The organism is Rhodococcus yananensis (assembly GCF_020515525.1).
Taxonomy (GTDB): domain Bacteria; phylum Actinomycetota; class Actinomycetes; order Mycobacteriales; family Mycobacteriaceae; genus Rhodococcus; species Rhodococcus yananensis.
In genome coordinates this window covers 1-12,908 of record NZ_JAIYEP010000038.1, presented here as the reverse complement: position 1 = coordinate 12,908, position 12,908 = coordinate 1, and the positions used below count along the sequence as shown (strand labels likewise).

Below are 12,908 nucleotides of genomic sequence, written 5' to 3'. Positions count from 1 at the left end.
GTGGCCTCCGTCGGCGGCACCGCCGCGCGTGTTCTCGCGCACTCGGGCACGGGTTCGGCGCGGCGCCGTCTCGCCATCCGATAAACTGCTGGTCAAATGAGTGAAATCGAAGACACCCCCGACGCGGACCAAGCATCCCTGACGTTTGCCGATCTCGACATCGACGAGCGTGTGCTCCAGGCTCTTTCGGACGTGGGATACGAGTCCCCGTCGCCGATCCAGGCGGCGACCATCCCGCCGCTGCTGGAAGGTCGGGACGTCGTCGGTCTCGCTCAGACCGGCACGGGCAAGACCGCAGCCTTCGCGGTGCCGATCCTGTCCCGGATCGACACCTCGAAGAAGCGGCCCCAGGCGCTGGTCCTGGCACCCACGCGCGAGCTCGCGCTGCAGGTCGCGGAGGCTTTCGGTAAGTACTCCGCGCACATTCCCGGCCTGCACGTGCTGCCCATCTACGGTGGTCAGGCCTACGGTGTGCAGCTGTCGGGGCTGCGGCGCGGAGCCCAGGTCATCGTCGGCACCCCCGGGCGTGTGATCGATCACCTCACCAAGGGCACCCTCGACATCTCCGAGCTCGAGTTCCTCGTCCTCGACGAGGCCGACGAGATGCTCACGATGGGGTTCCAGGAGGACGTCGAGCGGATTCTCGCCGACACCCCCGACACCAAGCAGGTCGCGTTGTTCTCCGCGACGATGCCCGGGGCGATCCGCCGGTTGTCGAAGCAGTACCTGAACGACCCGCAGGAAATCACCGTCAAGTCGAAGACGACCACGTCGTCGAACATCACCCAGCGCTGGGTGCTCGTCTCGCACCAACGCAAACTCGACGCGCTCACCCGGATCCTCGAGGTCGAGTCCTTCGAGGCGATGATCATCTTCGTGCGCACGAAGCAGGCGACCGAGGACCTCGCCGAGAAACTGCGCGCCCGCGGGTTCTCCGCGGCCGCGATCAACGGCGACATCGTGCAGGCCCAGCGTGAACGGACCATCGGGCAGCTCAAGTCCGGCGCCCTCGACATCCTCGTCGCGACCGATGTCGCGGCCCGCGGTCTCGACGTCGACCGCATCAGCCACGTCGTCAACTACGACATCCCGCACGACACCGAGTCGTACGTGCACCGCATCGGCCGCACCGGTCGTGCCGGCCGCAGCGGCGACGCCCTCCTGTTCGTCGCACCCCGCGAGCGGCACCTGCTCAAGGCGATCGAGCGGGCCACCCGCCAGCCCCTCGCCGAGATCCAGCTCCCGACCGTCGAGGACGTCAACGCGCAGCGCGTCGCGAAGTTCAACGACTCGATCACCGAGGCGCTCACGTCCGATCACCTGCAGCTGTTCCGGACGTTCATCGAGGACTACGAACGCGAACACGACGTGCCGCTCGCCGACATCGCCGCGGCGCTCGCCGTCCTGTCCCGTGACGGTGAGTCGTTCCTCATGGAGGCGGAGCCGGAGCCGATCGCCCCGCCGCGCCGCGACCGTGAGCAGCGTGAACGGCCGCCGCGCCGGTTCGACGACGGACCGAAGTTCGGTCGTGACGGGCAGGAGATGGCGACCTACCGGATCGCCGTCGGCAAGCGGCACCGCGTGCAGCCCGGTGCGATCGTCGGTGCCATCGCGAACGAGGGCGGCCTGCGCCGCAGCGACTTCGGGCACATCAGCATCCGCGCCGACCACAGCCTCGTCGAACTCCCGAAGGCACTGCCGCAGGAAACCCTCGAGGCCCTTCGGGCCACGCGGATCTCCGGTGTGCTGATCCAGTTGCAGCCCGACACCGGCGCGCCGGTGGGTCGGCCCGGCTCGTACCGCGGCGGTGACCGTCGCGAATTCCGCGGTGACCGCCGGGGCGGCGACCGCCGCGACCACGGCAAGCGTGATCACGGTGGCCGCGACCGCGGTGGGCGTCGCGAGTACGGCAACGATCGCGGCGGTCGCGGAGGCTACCGGGACTGAACGCTCACCGCGACACCCCCGCCGGGGTGTCGGCGGTGACCGGTCATGCGTCCAGCGTGCGTGCCATCGAGGACGGATCCGGTCCGGAATCGGAGAACTGCGTGCGATACAACTCGGCGTACCGACCCCCGGCGTCGAGCAGATCGCGGTGTCGACCGCGCTCGACGATCCGCCCGGCCTCGACGACGAGGATCTCGTCGGCGGCGCGGACCGTCGAGAGCCGGTGGGCGATGACCACCGACGTCCGGCCCGTGAGGGCCTCCGTGAGCGCTTCCTGCACCGCGGCCTCCGACGTCGAATCCAGATGGGCGGTGGCCTCGTCGAGGATCACCACCCGCGGGTGGGCCAGGAGCAGACGCGCGATCGTCAGGCGCTGACGCTCTCCGCCGGAGAGCCGGTAGCCGCGTTCGCCGACCACCGTGTCGAGTCCGTTCGGCAACCCGATGATCAGCTCGTCGAGCCGTGCCCGCCGCAATGCGTCCCAGACCTCGTCGTCGTGTGCCTCGGGCCGGGCGAGCAGCAGATTCGCGCGGACCGTGTCGTGGAAGAGGTGACCGTCCTGGGTGACGAGTCCGACGGTGGCGCGGAGCGAATCGGTCGTCAACTCGCGCACATTCGTTCCGGCGAGCAGCACCGCCCCGGAGTCCACGTCGTAGAGCCTCGGAATCAGCTGCGCAATGGTCGACTTGCCCGCGCCCGACGAGCCGACCAGCGCAACCATCCGGCCGGGTGCGACGGTGAACGACACGTCGTGCAGGACGTCCTCCCCGCCGCGGGTGTCGAGCACGGCGACCTCCTCGAGCGACGCCAGCGAGACCTTCTCCGCCGACGGATACGCGAAGTTCACCGCCCGGAACTCGACCGACACCGGGCCGTCGGGCACGTCGCGGGCGTCGGGGGACTGGCGGATCAGCGGCTGCAGGTCGAGGATCTCGAAGACCCGCTCGAAGCTGACCATCGCGCTCATGATGTCCATGCGGGCGCTGGCGAGCGCGGTCAGCGGTGAATACAGGCGGGTGAGCAGCATCGCCATCGCCACGACCGAGCCGGCGTCCAGGGCGCCGCGCAGTGCGTAGAACCCGCCGAGGCCGTACACCAGTGCCAGAGCGAGCGCGGACACCAGGGTCAAGGCGGTGACGAACACCGTCTGCGCCATCGCGGTGCGCACCCCGATGTCGCGGACCCGCTTCGCGCGCACCGCGAACTCCGCGGACTCGCGGGCCGGGCGGCCGAACAGCTTCACCAGGGTCGCGCCGGGCGCGGAGAACCGTTCGGTCATCTGCGTGTTCATCACCGAATTGTGGTTCGCCGCTTCACGGCTGAGCTGGGCCATGCGGGTGCCCATCCGACGGGCGGGAATCACGAAGATCGGCAGGAGCAACAGGGCCAACGCGGTGATCTGCCACGAGATCCCGATCATCACGACGACGGTGATCACGAGGGTCACGACGTTCCCGGCGACACCCGACAGGGTGTCGCTGAAGGCCCGTTGCGCACCGATGACGTCGTTGTTGAGCCGGGACACCAGCGCTCCGGTGCGGGTGCGGGTGAAGAACGCGACCGGCATGCGCTGTACGTGGTCGAAGACGGTGGTGCGCAGATCCAGGATCAGGTTCTCGCCGATGCTCGCCGACAACCACCGGTTGGCGATACCGAGCCCGGCCTCGACGATCGCGATGACCGCGATGATCGCGGCGAGCGTCACCACGGTCGACAGCGGATCGCGGTCGACGATCGCGTCCACGACCCGTCCCGCGAGCACCGGTGTCGCGACACCCAGCGCGGCGATGACGATGCTCAGGAGCAGGTATCCCGCGATGCTCCGGGTGTGCGGGCGTGCGAACTCGGCGATCCGCCGCAGTGTCCTGCGCGAGAACGGGCGACGATCGCTCTCGGCGTGCATCGCGTTGTACATCGCGTTCCACGCCGTTACTTCCATGCTCATCCACGGGCCTCCTGTCGATGCCCGCAACGCTAGAACCTCGAGTGTGCTCGAGGTCAACCCCCGGCTCAGCGGGCGACGTCGACGACCAGACGGGTCGGTTCGGTCAACGCGAACACCGAGAAGGCCGTACCCGGGTCACGGACGCCGACGAACGACTGCGTGACACCTTCGAACACGCCGGAACCGTTGACCTCCGTGACGGAACCGCCGGCCGGTGCGATCACCGGGTTCGGACCCGAGTACGGGTCGGCGCCACTGTCGAACGGATACGCCGAGCCGTCGATCAACACCTGCAGCACCGCCCCGCCCGCGACCGGGATCTCGTGGCCGCTGCCGTCCTGCACCGCGCGATCGACGTACCCCACCCGCCATCCGGGGACGCCGTCTCCACCCAGTTCGTACACCACGCGGTCGAAGCCGTCGTGGCTTCCGATCCGGATGTCGACGACCGTCAGTTTCGCGCCGGGCCCGGCGGGGGACGACTTGTCGGCGGCATCGACGGGTGTCGACGACGCATTCGGGGCGGACGCCTCGGTGGTGGCGACGGACGTCTCGACGGACACGGCGGTGGCGGACGGTTCGCCGGTGGTCGAGCAGCCCGCGAGTGCTCCCGCGAGAACCGCGGCGGCGGCGGTGACGGAGAGGGCTGTGCGGGTGTGGGCCATGGGGCTCATGGTACGTCGATCCGGACGCGGAAATGCCGCGACGACACGGGACTTGACCCGACCGAGACGTGCGGCGCACACTGACGACAGGAATTCAACGGGTGTTGAAGTCAATGTGCGACGAATTGAGCGATCATGAGCAGCACACCCGCCGTCGACGTGTCGTCCCTGCACGTGCACCGCGGCCTCCACAAAGCCCTCGACGACGTGAGCCTGCAGGTCCCGGCCGGGTCGATCACCGGTCTGCTCGGCCCCTCCGGGTGCGGCAAGACCACCCTCATGCGCTCCGTCGTCGGCACCCAGATCATCGAGTCCGGAACCGTCACCGTCCTCGGCGAACCCGCCGGGTCCCGCGGCCTGCGTCGCCGTGTCGGCTACGTCACGCAGGCCCCCAGCGTGTACACCGACCTCACCGTCACCGAGAACGTCGCCTACTACGCCGCGCTCTACGGCCGCGACCGCGCCGCCGTCGCCGACACCATCGCCGCCGTCGGGCTCGCCGGGCACGCCGGAAACACGGCCGACGCCCTCTCCGGAGGGCAACTCGGGCGCGTCTCCCTCGCCTGCTCCCTCGTCGGCGACCCCGAACTGCTCGTCCTCGACGAACCGACGGTCGGCCTCGACCCCGTCCTGCGCGCCGAACTGTGGGAACACTTCCGCGCCCTCGCCGCGCGGGGCGTCACACTCCTCGTGTCCAGCCACGTCATGGACGAGGCCGACCACTGCGATGCGCTCGTGCTGTTGCGGGACGGACGGCTCGTCGCGCAGCTGACACCGCGGGAACTGCGCGACCGCACCGGAGAAGAACGGCTCGAGGACGCGTTCCTGCACCTGATCCGCGGTGACGCGGCCGGCACCGAGACGGAGGAGACGCGATGAGCACCGTGATCTACGCCGCGACCACCACCCGCATCCTGCGCCAGCTGCGTGCCGACCACCGCACCGTCGCGATGATCGTGTTCGTGCCCAGCCTGCTCATGGCGCTGCTGTACTTCATGTATCGCGACACCCCACCGGGCTTCGACGGACGGACCCTGTTCGACAGCATCGCCATCACGATGCTCGGCATCCTGCCGTTCGTCGTGATGTTCCTGGTCACGTCCATCGCGATGCAACGCGAACGCACCTCGGGCACACTCGAACGCCTCCTGACGACACCGCTGACGAAGTTCGATCTGCTCGCCGGATACGGCAGTGCCTTCTCCGTCGCGGCGATCGTGCAGGCCGGCATCGCGTGCGCCGTCTCGTTCTGGCTGCTGGGGGTCACCAGCGCCGGCCCGGTCGCGTGGGTGCTCGTCGTCGCCGTCCTCGTCGCGGTCCTCGGAGTGTCCCTCGGGTTGCTGTGCAGCGCGTTCGCCCGCACCGAGTTCCAGGCCGTCCAGTTCATGCCGGTGATCGTGATCCCGCAGTTCCTCCTGTGCGGGCTCCTCGTCGCGCGCGACGACCTGCCGGACTGGCTGCGCTGGATCAGCAACGTGCTGCCGCTCAGCTACGCCGTCGAAGCGCTGCAGGAGATCTCCACGCACCCCGGCACCACCGCGGTGATGGTGCGCGATCTGCTGGTGGTCGCGGCGTTCGCGGTCGCGGCGCTGGCGCTCGGCGCGGCGACCCTGCGTCGGCGCACCCCGTGACCGCGCCGCGTCGCCCGGGCCGTCGACCGGGCGCATCCGGTGCCCGCGACGACATCCTCGCCGCCGCGCGGGAACTGTTCGCCGCGCGCGGCTTCGACGGCACGACGATACGGGCGGTCGCGTCGGTGGCGGGCGTCGACCCGGCACTGGTGCACCACTACTTCGGGTCGAAACAGCACCTGTTCGCCGAAGCGGTGGAGTTGCCGGCCGATCCGCACGAGGTGCTCGCCCCGGTCTATGACGCGCCGGTGGACGATCTCGGTCGCGCCCTGGCGACCGCCCTGCTCGCCCTGTGGGATTCTCCGCACCGCGACCGGATCGTCGCGCTCGTCCGCACCCGCATCGCGGGCGACGGCGCACTGCTGCGCACGTTCCTGCGGGACGTCGCCCTCGGGCCGTTGCTGGAGCGCATCGACGTGCCCACCGGCAGCGCTGCGGTACGTGCCGAGCTGGTGATCTCGCAGATGGCGGGCATCATGGTCACCCGCTATCTCCTCGAACTCGAACCGTTGGCGTCGCTGCCGTCCGAGCGGGTCGTCGAGATCGTGGCACCCACGCTGCAGCGCTACTTCACCGGCGACCTCTGACGGTCACCACGGCAGGGCACCGTTGCGGTCGAAGAACGGTCCGGCCAGGGTGTCGCCGGTGCACGCCGTCACGATCGCGTCGGTGCCCTCACCGACCGACTGGGGTCCGGTGAACCCGTTGAGCGCGGTCGCGGTGTAGCCGGGATCGACGGCCACGACCCGCACCTGCGGAAGCGCCTTCGCGTACATGGCGGTCACCATGTTCAGGGCGGCCTTCGAAGCCGGGTACACCCGCTGGCGCGCGCGTTGCGGTTCGACGCAGCCGGACGCGATCAGCTTTTCCACCTGGCGGGTGTCCCGCCTCCGGGACCGGGCACGATCGACATGCATGTGCGGCCGAGTGTGTTGCGCCTGCTGGACCGGTTCGCCGACCTCCCGGTCGTGGTGATGAGCGCGCAGGGGGATGTGCTCGCCTGGAACGAGATGGCCTGTGCACTCCAGGGCGACTGGTCGGCGATACTACCCCACAGTCGCAACATCAACCGGCTGCGTTTCCTGCCCGACCCCGCCGATCCGCCGATGAGCGGGGTCGGTGCCACGGCCGAGGAATTCGCGGCGACCGCGGAGCAGTCGGTCGCGATGCTGCGGTCCGCGGCGGCCCGGTACCCGGACGACGCGGGAGTACGCGCCCTGATCGACGACCTGCGACGCGGGTCGGAGCTGTTCGTCGACCTCTGGAATGCGGGGAGGGTCGGAGGCTGGCGGTCGCACACGAAGACGGTGCGGCACCCGGTGGCGGGCGCGATCGTTCTCGACTGCGACACCCTGCACGTTCCCGACGTCGACCAGTCGCTCATCGTGTATTCGGCGGCACCGGGAACACCCGCCGCGGAGTCGCTCGCGTTGGTGCGGGTGCTGGGGATGCAGTCGTGGGACGGCGGCACCGTCCGGCGCTGACGACGAGGTCGCCCCCCGGATCACCGGGGGAGGTGCTCGCGTAGGTAGTCGAGGTCGTCGGCGATTCCGTCGGCCGGGGTCTCGAGCACGACGGGGGCGCCCGCAGCCTCCGCGACGGACACGAGCAGCGCCGGGTCGATGCGGCCGTCGGTCAGGTTCGCGTGCCGGTCGCGGGCCGATCCGAACTCGTCGCGCGAATTGTTCAGGTGCACCAGATCGATGCGTCCCGTCACCGACCGGACCCGTTCGACGATGTCGACGAGATCCTCGCCCGCCGCCCAGGCATGGCACGTGTCGAGGCAGAACCCGGCGCCGTGGTCGCCGATCGCGTCCCACAGTCGTCCGATGGTGTCGACGTAGCGGGCCATCGCGAGATCACCGCCCGCGGTGTTCTCCACGAGGATCGGCACCGGGAACCCGCCCTTGTCGTCGCGGCGTTCGAACAGTTTGCGCCAGTTCTCGATCCCCGCGGCGATCGATTCGCCGTCGCGAACGTGCCCGCCGTGCACGACCAACCCGATCGCACCGATGCGTGCTGCGGCCTCGGCGTGCTCGGCCACCGCCTTGCGCGACGGCATCCTGATCCGGTTGTTGAGGCTCGCCACATTGATCACGTAGGGCGAGTGCACCACGACGTCGATGTCGGACGCCAGGATCCGTTCGGTCTGCGGATGCTCGCCCGGCGTCTGCCATTTCTGTGGGTCGGACAGGAACAACTGCACGATGTCGGCGCCGAGGTCCTCGCCCCGGCCGATCGGGTCCGCATCCTGGCGGACGTGCGCGCCGATCCGCATGCGCCCAGGCTAGCGGACCGCTCGACCCGCCGTCGGCCTCCGGCCGAGTCGAGCGAATGTATCGCTCACTTGAATCAGACGAGTGAGCGATACATTCGCTCGGTGGCGGAGGTGATACCGATCACCGGGACGTCGACGACGCGTCGTCGCGCGATCTGTTTGCATCCCGGGGAGTCGAGTACGGGAAAGGACATCATGGGAACTGCCGACGGGAAGATCGCGTTCATCACCGGCGCAGGGCAGGGGGTGGGGCAGGGGATCGCCTTCGCGCTGGCCCGCGAGGGCGCCGCCGTCGCCGTGGCCGGCCGCACCGAATCGAAACTGGTCGACACGGTCGAGACGATTCGTGGATTCGGTGGAGTCGCCGAACCGATCGTCTGCGACGTCGCCGATCACGCCCAGATCACCGACGCGATCGAGCGCACCGTCGAGGTGCTCGGCGGAGTCGACATCCTCGTCAACAATGCCAGCCTCAACCCGCGCGGACCGCTCCTCGAACTGACTCCTGACGTCATGGAGAAGGCGTACCGGTCGGGTCCGCTCGCCGCGCTGCACGCGATGCGGCTCGTCCACCCGATCATGAAGGCCCGCGGCGGCGGGTCGATCGTCAACATGGTCACGTCCGCCGCGGTGCGCTGGGACACGAGCGGCTACGGCGGCTACGCCTCCGTCAAGGAGGCGCTGCGGTCGCTGACCCGCACGGCTGCCTCCGAATGGGGCGTCGACGGAATCCGTGTCAACGCGGTCGCCCCGCACGCCCTGTCACCGGGGCTGAAGTGGTGGACGGAGAACCAACCCGAGGAGGCCGCGGAGTTCGTCAAGAGCATTCCGTTGGGACGCATCGGCGACTGTGAGGAAGACATCGGACGGGCGGTGGCGTGGCTGGTCGGCGACGGCGCCCGCTACCTGACCGGCGCGACCGTCCCGCTCGACGGTGGCCAGGCCCGCTGGGCCTGACTGCCCCGACACCACGCCCCGACCCCGCCGTCCCGACGCCCGGCCGGCGGGGTCGGAGAACATCAGGGTCCTCCCGGATGGTGCGCCGCGCGACGACACGCAAGGATGGTGCGCATGGCATCACACACGGCCCCGGCCGCGCGTTCACAGGACCTGAAGAAGATCTACGGCACCGGCGACACCGCCGTGCACGCACTCGACGGGGTGACGGTGCAGTTCGCCGCGAGCGAGTTCACCGCCATCATGGGGCCGTCCGGCTCCGGCAAGTCGACGCTGATGCATTGCCTCGCCGGCCTCGACAGCGCCACCTCCGGTGCGGTGTTCATCGGTGACACCGATCTGACGACGCTCTCCGACAAGCAGATGACGCAACTGCGGCGCGATCGCATCGGATTCGTCTTCCAGGCGTTCAACCTCGTTCCCACCCTCACCGCACTCGAGAACATCACGTTGCCGCTCGACATCGCGGGTCGCGAGGTGGACCGGCAGTGGCTGGACACCGTCGTCACCCGCCTCGGCCTCGGCGACCGCCTCGATCACCGCCCCGGTGAGTTGTCCGGCGGCCAGCAGCAGCGCGTCGCGTGCGCCCGGGCCCTCGCCGGCCGGCCCGAGATCATCTTCGGTGACGAGCCGACCGGTAACCTCGACTCCCGCTCGTCCGGTGAGGTGCTGTCGATCCTGCGGGCCGCCGTCGACGAATTCGATCAGACCGTCGTGATCGTCACCCACGACCCGCGGGCTGCGTCCTACGCCGATCGGGTGGTGTTCCTCTCCGACGGTCAGGTCGTCGACGAGATGCGCGGCCCGACCGCCGACGCCGTCCTCGACCGCATGAAGCGGTTCGACACGGTCACCCCCGTCCCGGCGGCGGAGTAGGAGACCGGAGATGAGTGGGAACCCCATCCGCAAGGTTGCGTTGCGCAACCTCGCCGCGCACAAGGTGCGGTTGGCGCTGACGGTGTTGTCGGTGGTGCTCGGCACCGCGTTCATCACCGGGTCGTTCGTCTTCACCGACACCCTGCAACGCACGTTCGACGACATCTTCGGCGACGTCGCGCAGGGCGTCGACGTCCGTGTCTCCGCCGAGGAGCTGGGGGCGAGCGGCGTGCCCGTGTCGGACATCGCGACGGTCGAGGGACTCGACGGAGTCGCGCGCACCGCCCCGCTGATCAGCGGTAGCCTCGTCGTCCTCGGCTCGGACGGGGCCGCCGTCCAGACCGGTGGCGCCCCGGTGGAGGGGCTGGCGTGGCTGCCGCCGGACCGGACCCTCGGCGATCCGCAGGTGTTCGTGGACGGCGGTCCGCCCGTGGCGGACGGGCAGATCGCCCTCAACACGAGCGGTGCCGAACGCGGTGACCTGCACGTCGGCGACCGGACGCAGGTACTCACGATGGCGCAGGGCATGGTCCCGGTCACCGTCAGCGGCATCTACGACGTCGACTCCGACACCGGCGGCTACATCGGTGTGCTGTTCACCGAGACGCAGGCGTCGGCGTTGTTCACCGACGGTCGGCACGTCCAGTCCATCGACGTCGCCGGAGACGGGTCGATGTCTCCGGAGGCGCTGCGTGACGAGATCGCCGCGGCGCTGCCCGGCACGAAGGTGCAGACCGGCGCCGAGGTCACCGAGGAAGTCAAGTCGCAGGTGTCGGAGGCCTTGAGCTTCCTCAACTACTTCCTGCTCGCGTTCGGTGCGATCGCGCTGCTCGTCGGCACGTTCATCATCTACAACACGTTCTCGATGATCGTCGCGCAACGCATGCGTGAGCTCGCGTTGCTCCGCGCGATCGGTGCGAGCCGCCGCCAGGTCGGCAGGTCCGTCACCCTCGAAGCGCTCGTCGTCGGGCTGATCGGGAGCGTGCTCGGTATCGCCGCCGGCATCGCCCTCGCGTACGGGCTGCGGGCCGCCCTGAACGCGGCCGATCTGGGTCTGCCGTCCGGTCCGCTGCAACTGTCACCGCGCACCGTCATCGTCGCATTGATCGTCGGTGTCGTCGTCACCGTCGTCAGCGCGTACGCCCCGGCGCGACGCGCCATGCACGTCCCGCCGGTCGCGGCGATGCGGGAGGAATCCACGGGCGGTGATGCGTCGCTGCGGGTTCGCACCCTCGCCGGTGTCGTCGCCGGTGTCGCCGGAGCGATCCTCGTCGCGATCGGTGCGCAGGGGACCGGTGGCGGTGCCGCCGCGACCGTCGGCGTCGGCGCACTGGCCCTGATCGTCGCGGTGCTGTTCGCGGCGCCCGCGCTGTCGCGTCCGGTCGTCCGGGTGCTCGGCGCGGTGTTCGCGCGACCGTTCGGTGCCGTCGGGAAGCTGGCCCGCACCAACGCCACCCGCAATCCGCGCCGCACCGCGGCGACGGCGTTCGCACTCACCCTCGGTTTGATGCTGGTGTCCGTCATCGGTGTGTTCGGGGCGTCCGCGAAGACCAGCGTCGATGCGCTCGTCGACAACGGCGTCGAATCGGAGTTCGTGCTCACCGGGCCGCCGATGCTCGGGCTGCCGTCCGCGGTCGTCGACGCGGCGCGGGGTGTCGACGGTGTCGCGGAGGTCGTCAGCGCACACACGGTCGTCGCGAAGGTCGGCGACGACGAGGACTTCCAGTTCGGTACGGCGATCACGGGCCGACTGCAGGACGCCGTCGCCCTCGACATCGTCGAGGGCACCGAATCGACGACCGGCGACGAGCTGCTCGTCTCGCAGTCCGTCGCGGCGGAACGCGGCCTGCACCCCGGTGCGGTCGTACCCCTGACGAGTCGTGACGGCGAAACGGTCGACACCGCCGTCACGGGTGTGTACGCCGACAATCAGCTCATCGGCCCGTGGATCACCTCGCCGGAGCTGTACGAACAGTTCACCCCGGTCGGATCCCGGTCGGCGATGGTGGTGCTCGTCGGCACCGAGGCAGGCGCCGATGCCGACGCGGTGCGGGCGGGCCTCGAGGACGCCACCAAGCAGTTCGTCATCGTGCAGGTGATGGACCGTGACGAGTTCAAGGGGCAGCAGGCACAGCAGATCGACATGCTGCTGGCCATCCTCTACGGGCTTCTCGCGCTGGCCGTGGTCATCGCGATCCTGGGCATCGTCAACACGCTCGCGTTGTCGGTGGTGGAGCGGCGCCGCGAGATCGGGATGCTGCGCGCCGTCGGCATGCAACGCGCGCAGGTGCGCCGCACCATCTACATCGAGTCGCTGCTGATCGCCGTGTTCGGTGCGGTCGTCGGGCTCGTCCTGGGCCTCGTGTTCGGATGGGCGTTCGTCCGCACCCTCGCCGACCAGGGGCTCGACCACATCGCGGTCCCGTGGGGGCAGGTCCTGGGGATGCTCGTCGGATCCGGTGTCGTCGGGGTCCTCGCGGCGCTGTGGCCCGGGATCCGGGCGGCCCGCACGCCGCCGCTGGAGGCGATCGTGGACGTGTGATGCGGTAGTTGTCCACAGGGGCACGATTCATCCACAGGCACCCGGCCCGAGCGGATCCGCTCGGGCC

13 protein-coding genes are annotated in these 12,908 nt (G+C 69.7%); 8 read left to right on the top strand and 5 right to left on the bottom strand.

Annotated features, from left to right (window positions below):
• Positions 1 to 96 precede the first annotated feature (96 nt).
• Positions 97 to 1,947: a DEAD/DEAH box helicase gene (locus tag LDQ05_RS11235; RefSeq protein ID WP_226437046.1), complete on the top strand. Its 1,851-nt coding sequence runs from the start codon at positions 97 to 99 to the stop codon at positions 1,945 to 1,947.
• A 43-nt stretch (positions 1,948 to 1,990) separates the two neighbouring features.
• Here the strand turns inward: LDQ05_RS11235 and LDQ05_RS11230 are convergent, their stop codons facing one another.
• Together LDQ05_RS11230 and LDQ05_RS11225 are read right to left on the bottom strand one after the other, a co-directional pair.
• Positions 1,991 to 3,892, bottom strand: a complete 1,902-nt coding sequence (locus tag LDQ05_RS11230; protein WP_226437045.1) for an ABC transporter ATP-binding protein — start codon at positions 3,890 to 3,892, stop codon at positions 1,991 to 1,993.
• 65 nt (positions 3,893 to 3,957) lie between these two features.
• The gene (locus LDQ05_RS11225; protein WP_226437044.1) at positions 3,958 to 4,557 is read right to left on the bottom strand and encodes an AMIN-like domain-containing (lipo)protein; all 600 of its coding nucleotides are present in this window, start codon (positions 4,555 to 4,557) and stop codon (positions 3,958 to 3,960) included.
• 135 nt (positions 4,558 to 4,692) lie between these two features.
• Between LDQ05_RS11225 and LDQ05_RS11220 the strand changes: the two genes are divergently transcribed.
• Genes LDQ05_RS11220 through LDQ05_RS11210 form a run of 3 tightly spaced genes read left to right on the top strand, consistent with a single transcriptional unit; the run spans position 4,693 to position 6,775 of the window.
• Entirely contained in the window at positions 4,693 to 5,436 is a 744-nt protein-coding gene (locus tag LDQ05_RS11220) for an ABC transporter ATP-binding protein (protein WP_226437043.1), read from the top strand.
• The gene (locus LDQ05_RS11215) at positions 5,433 to 6,188 is read left to right on the top strand and encodes an ABC transporter permease (RefSeq protein ID WP_226437042.1); all 756 of its coding nucleotides are present in this window, start codon (positions 5,433 to 5,435) and stop codon (positions 6,186 to 6,188) included. Before LDQ05_RS11220 ends, LDQ05_RS11215 begins: the two co-directional genes overlap by 4 nt.
• Positions 6,185 to 6,775, top strand: coding sequence for a TetR/AcrR family transcriptional regulator (locus tag LDQ05_RS11210; RefSeq protein ID WP_226437041.1), 591 nt, complete (start codon positions 6,185 to 6,187; stop codon positions 6,773 to 6,775). The genes LDQ05_RS11215 and LDQ05_RS11210 overlap by 4 nt, the downstream gene beginning before the upstream one ends.
• Before the next feature lie 3 nt (positions 6,776 to 6,778).
• On the opposite strand, the gene LDQ05_RS11205 is transcribed toward LDQ05_RS11210, so the two are convergent.
• Complete coding sequence (locus LDQ05_RS11205; protein WP_226437040.1) at positions 6,779 to 7,060, bottom strand: SDR family NAD(P)-dependent oxidoreductase; 282 nt, start codon at positions 7,058 to 7,060, stop codon at positions 6,779 to 6,781.
• 39 nt (positions 7,061 to 7,099) lie between these two features.
• On the opposite strand from LDQ05_RS11205, the gene LDQ05_RS11200 reads away from it, so the two are divergent.
• The gene (locus LDQ05_RS11200; RefSeq protein WP_226437039.1) at positions 7,100 to 7,672 is read left to right on the top strand and encodes an MmyB family transcriptional regulator; all 573 of its coding nucleotides are present in this window, start codon (positions 7,100 to 7,102) and stop codon (positions 7,670 to 7,672) included.
• A gap of 20 nt (positions 7,673 to 7,692) precedes the next feature.
• Here LDQ05_RS11200 and LDQ05_RS11195 read toward each other — a convergent pair whose 3' ends face one another.
• Both LDQ05_RS11195 and LDQ05_RS19725 read right to left on the bottom strand, forming a co-directional pair.
• Entirely contained in the window at positions 7,693 to 8,466 is a 774-nt protein-coding gene (locus LDQ05_RS11195; RefSeq protein ID WP_226437038.1) for a deoxyribonuclease IV, read from the bottom strand.
• 74 nt (positions 8,467 to 8,540) lie between these two features.
• The gene (locus LDQ05_RS19725) at positions 8,541 to 8,663 is read right to left on the bottom strand and encodes a hypothetical protein (protein WP_264184827.1); all 123 of its coding nucleotides are present in this window, start codon (positions 8,661 to 8,663) and stop codon (positions 8,541 to 8,543) included.
• On the opposite strand from LDQ05_RS19725, the gene LDQ05_RS11190 reads away from it, so the two are divergent.
• The 3 genes from LDQ05_RS11190 to LDQ05_RS11180 all read left to right on the top strand — a co-directional run bounded on the left by LDQ05_RS11190 (position 8,662) and on the right by LDQ05_RS11180 (position 12,841).
• The gene (locus tag LDQ05_RS11190) at positions 8,662 to 9,423 is read left to right on the top strand and encodes an SDR family NAD(P)-dependent oxidoreductase (RefSeq protein ID WP_226437037.1); all 762 of its coding nucleotides are present in this window, start codon (positions 8,662 to 8,664) and stop codon (positions 9,421 to 9,423) included. The two genes, LDQ05_RS19725 and LDQ05_RS11190, sit on opposite strands and share 2 nt — an antisense overlap.
• A 114-nt stretch (positions 9,424 to 9,537) precedes the next feature.
• Complete coding sequence (locus LDQ05_RS11185; RefSeq protein WP_226437036.1) at positions 9,538 to 10,299, top strand: ABC transporter ATP-binding protein; 762 nt, start codon at positions 9,538 to 9,540, stop codon at positions 10,297 to 10,299.
• A 10-nt stretch (positions 10,300 to 10,309) separates the two neighbouring features.
• Positions 10,310 to 12,841 carry an ABC transporter permease gene (locus LDQ05_RS11180; protein ID WP_226437035.1) on the top strand — a complete coding sequence of 844 codons (2,532 nt, stop codon included), beginning with the start codon at positions 10,310 to 10,312 and terminating at the stop codon, positions 12,839 to 12,841.
• The last annotated feature ends 67 nt before the right edge of the window (positions 12,842 to 12,908 follow it).

What these genes read in the sequence shown, in the direction of transcription:
- LDQ05_RS11195 (WP_226437038.1), bottom strand. Translation starts at nt 8,466, where the DNA reads ATGCGGATCGGCGCGCACGTCCGCCAGGATGCGGACCCGATCGGCCGG.
- LDQ05_RS11230 (WP_226437045.1), bottom strand. Translation starts at nt 3,892, where the DNA reads ATGAGCATGGAAGTAACGGCGTGGAACGCGATGTACAACGCGATGCAC.
- LDQ05_RS11190 (WP_226437037.1), top strand. Translation starts at nt 8,662, where the DNA reads ATGGGAACTGCCGACGGGAAGATCGCGTTCATCACCGGCGCAGGGCAG.
- LDQ05_RS11180 (WP_226437035.1), top strand. Translation starts at nt 10,310, where the DNA reads ATGAGTGGGAACCCCATCCGCAAGGTTGCGTTGCGCAACCTCGCCGCG.
- LDQ05_RS11200 (WP_226437039.1), top strand. Translation starts at nt 7,100, where the DNA reads ATGCATGTGCGGCCGAGTGTGTTGCGCCTGCTGGACCGGTTCGCCGAC.
- LDQ05_RS11220 (WP_226437043.1), top strand. Translation starts at nt 4,693, where the DNA reads ATGAGCAGCACACCCGCCGTCGACGTGTCGTCCCTGCACGTGCACCGC.
- LDQ05_RS11225 (WP_226437044.1), bottom strand. Translation starts at nt 4,557, where the DNA reads ATGGCCCACACCCGCACAGCCCTCTCCGTCACCGCCGCCGCCGCGGTT.
- LDQ05_RS19725 (WP_264184827.1), bottom strand. Translation starts at nt 8,663, where the DNA reads ATGATGTCCTTTCCCGTACTCGACTCCCCGGGATGCAAACAGATCGCG.
- LDQ05_RS11235 (WP_226437046.1), top strand. Translation starts at nt 97, where the DNA reads ATGAGTGAAATCGAAGACACCCCCGACGCGGACCAAGCATCCCTGACG.
- LDQ05_RS11215 (WP_226437042.1), top strand. Translation starts at nt 5,433, where the DNA reads ATGAGCACCGTGATCTACGCCGCGACCACCACCCGCATCCTGCGCCAG.
- LDQ05_RS11185 (WP_226437036.1), top strand. Translation starts at nt 9,538, where the DNA reads ATGGCATCACACACGGCCCCGGCCGCGCGTTCACAGGACCTGAAGAAG.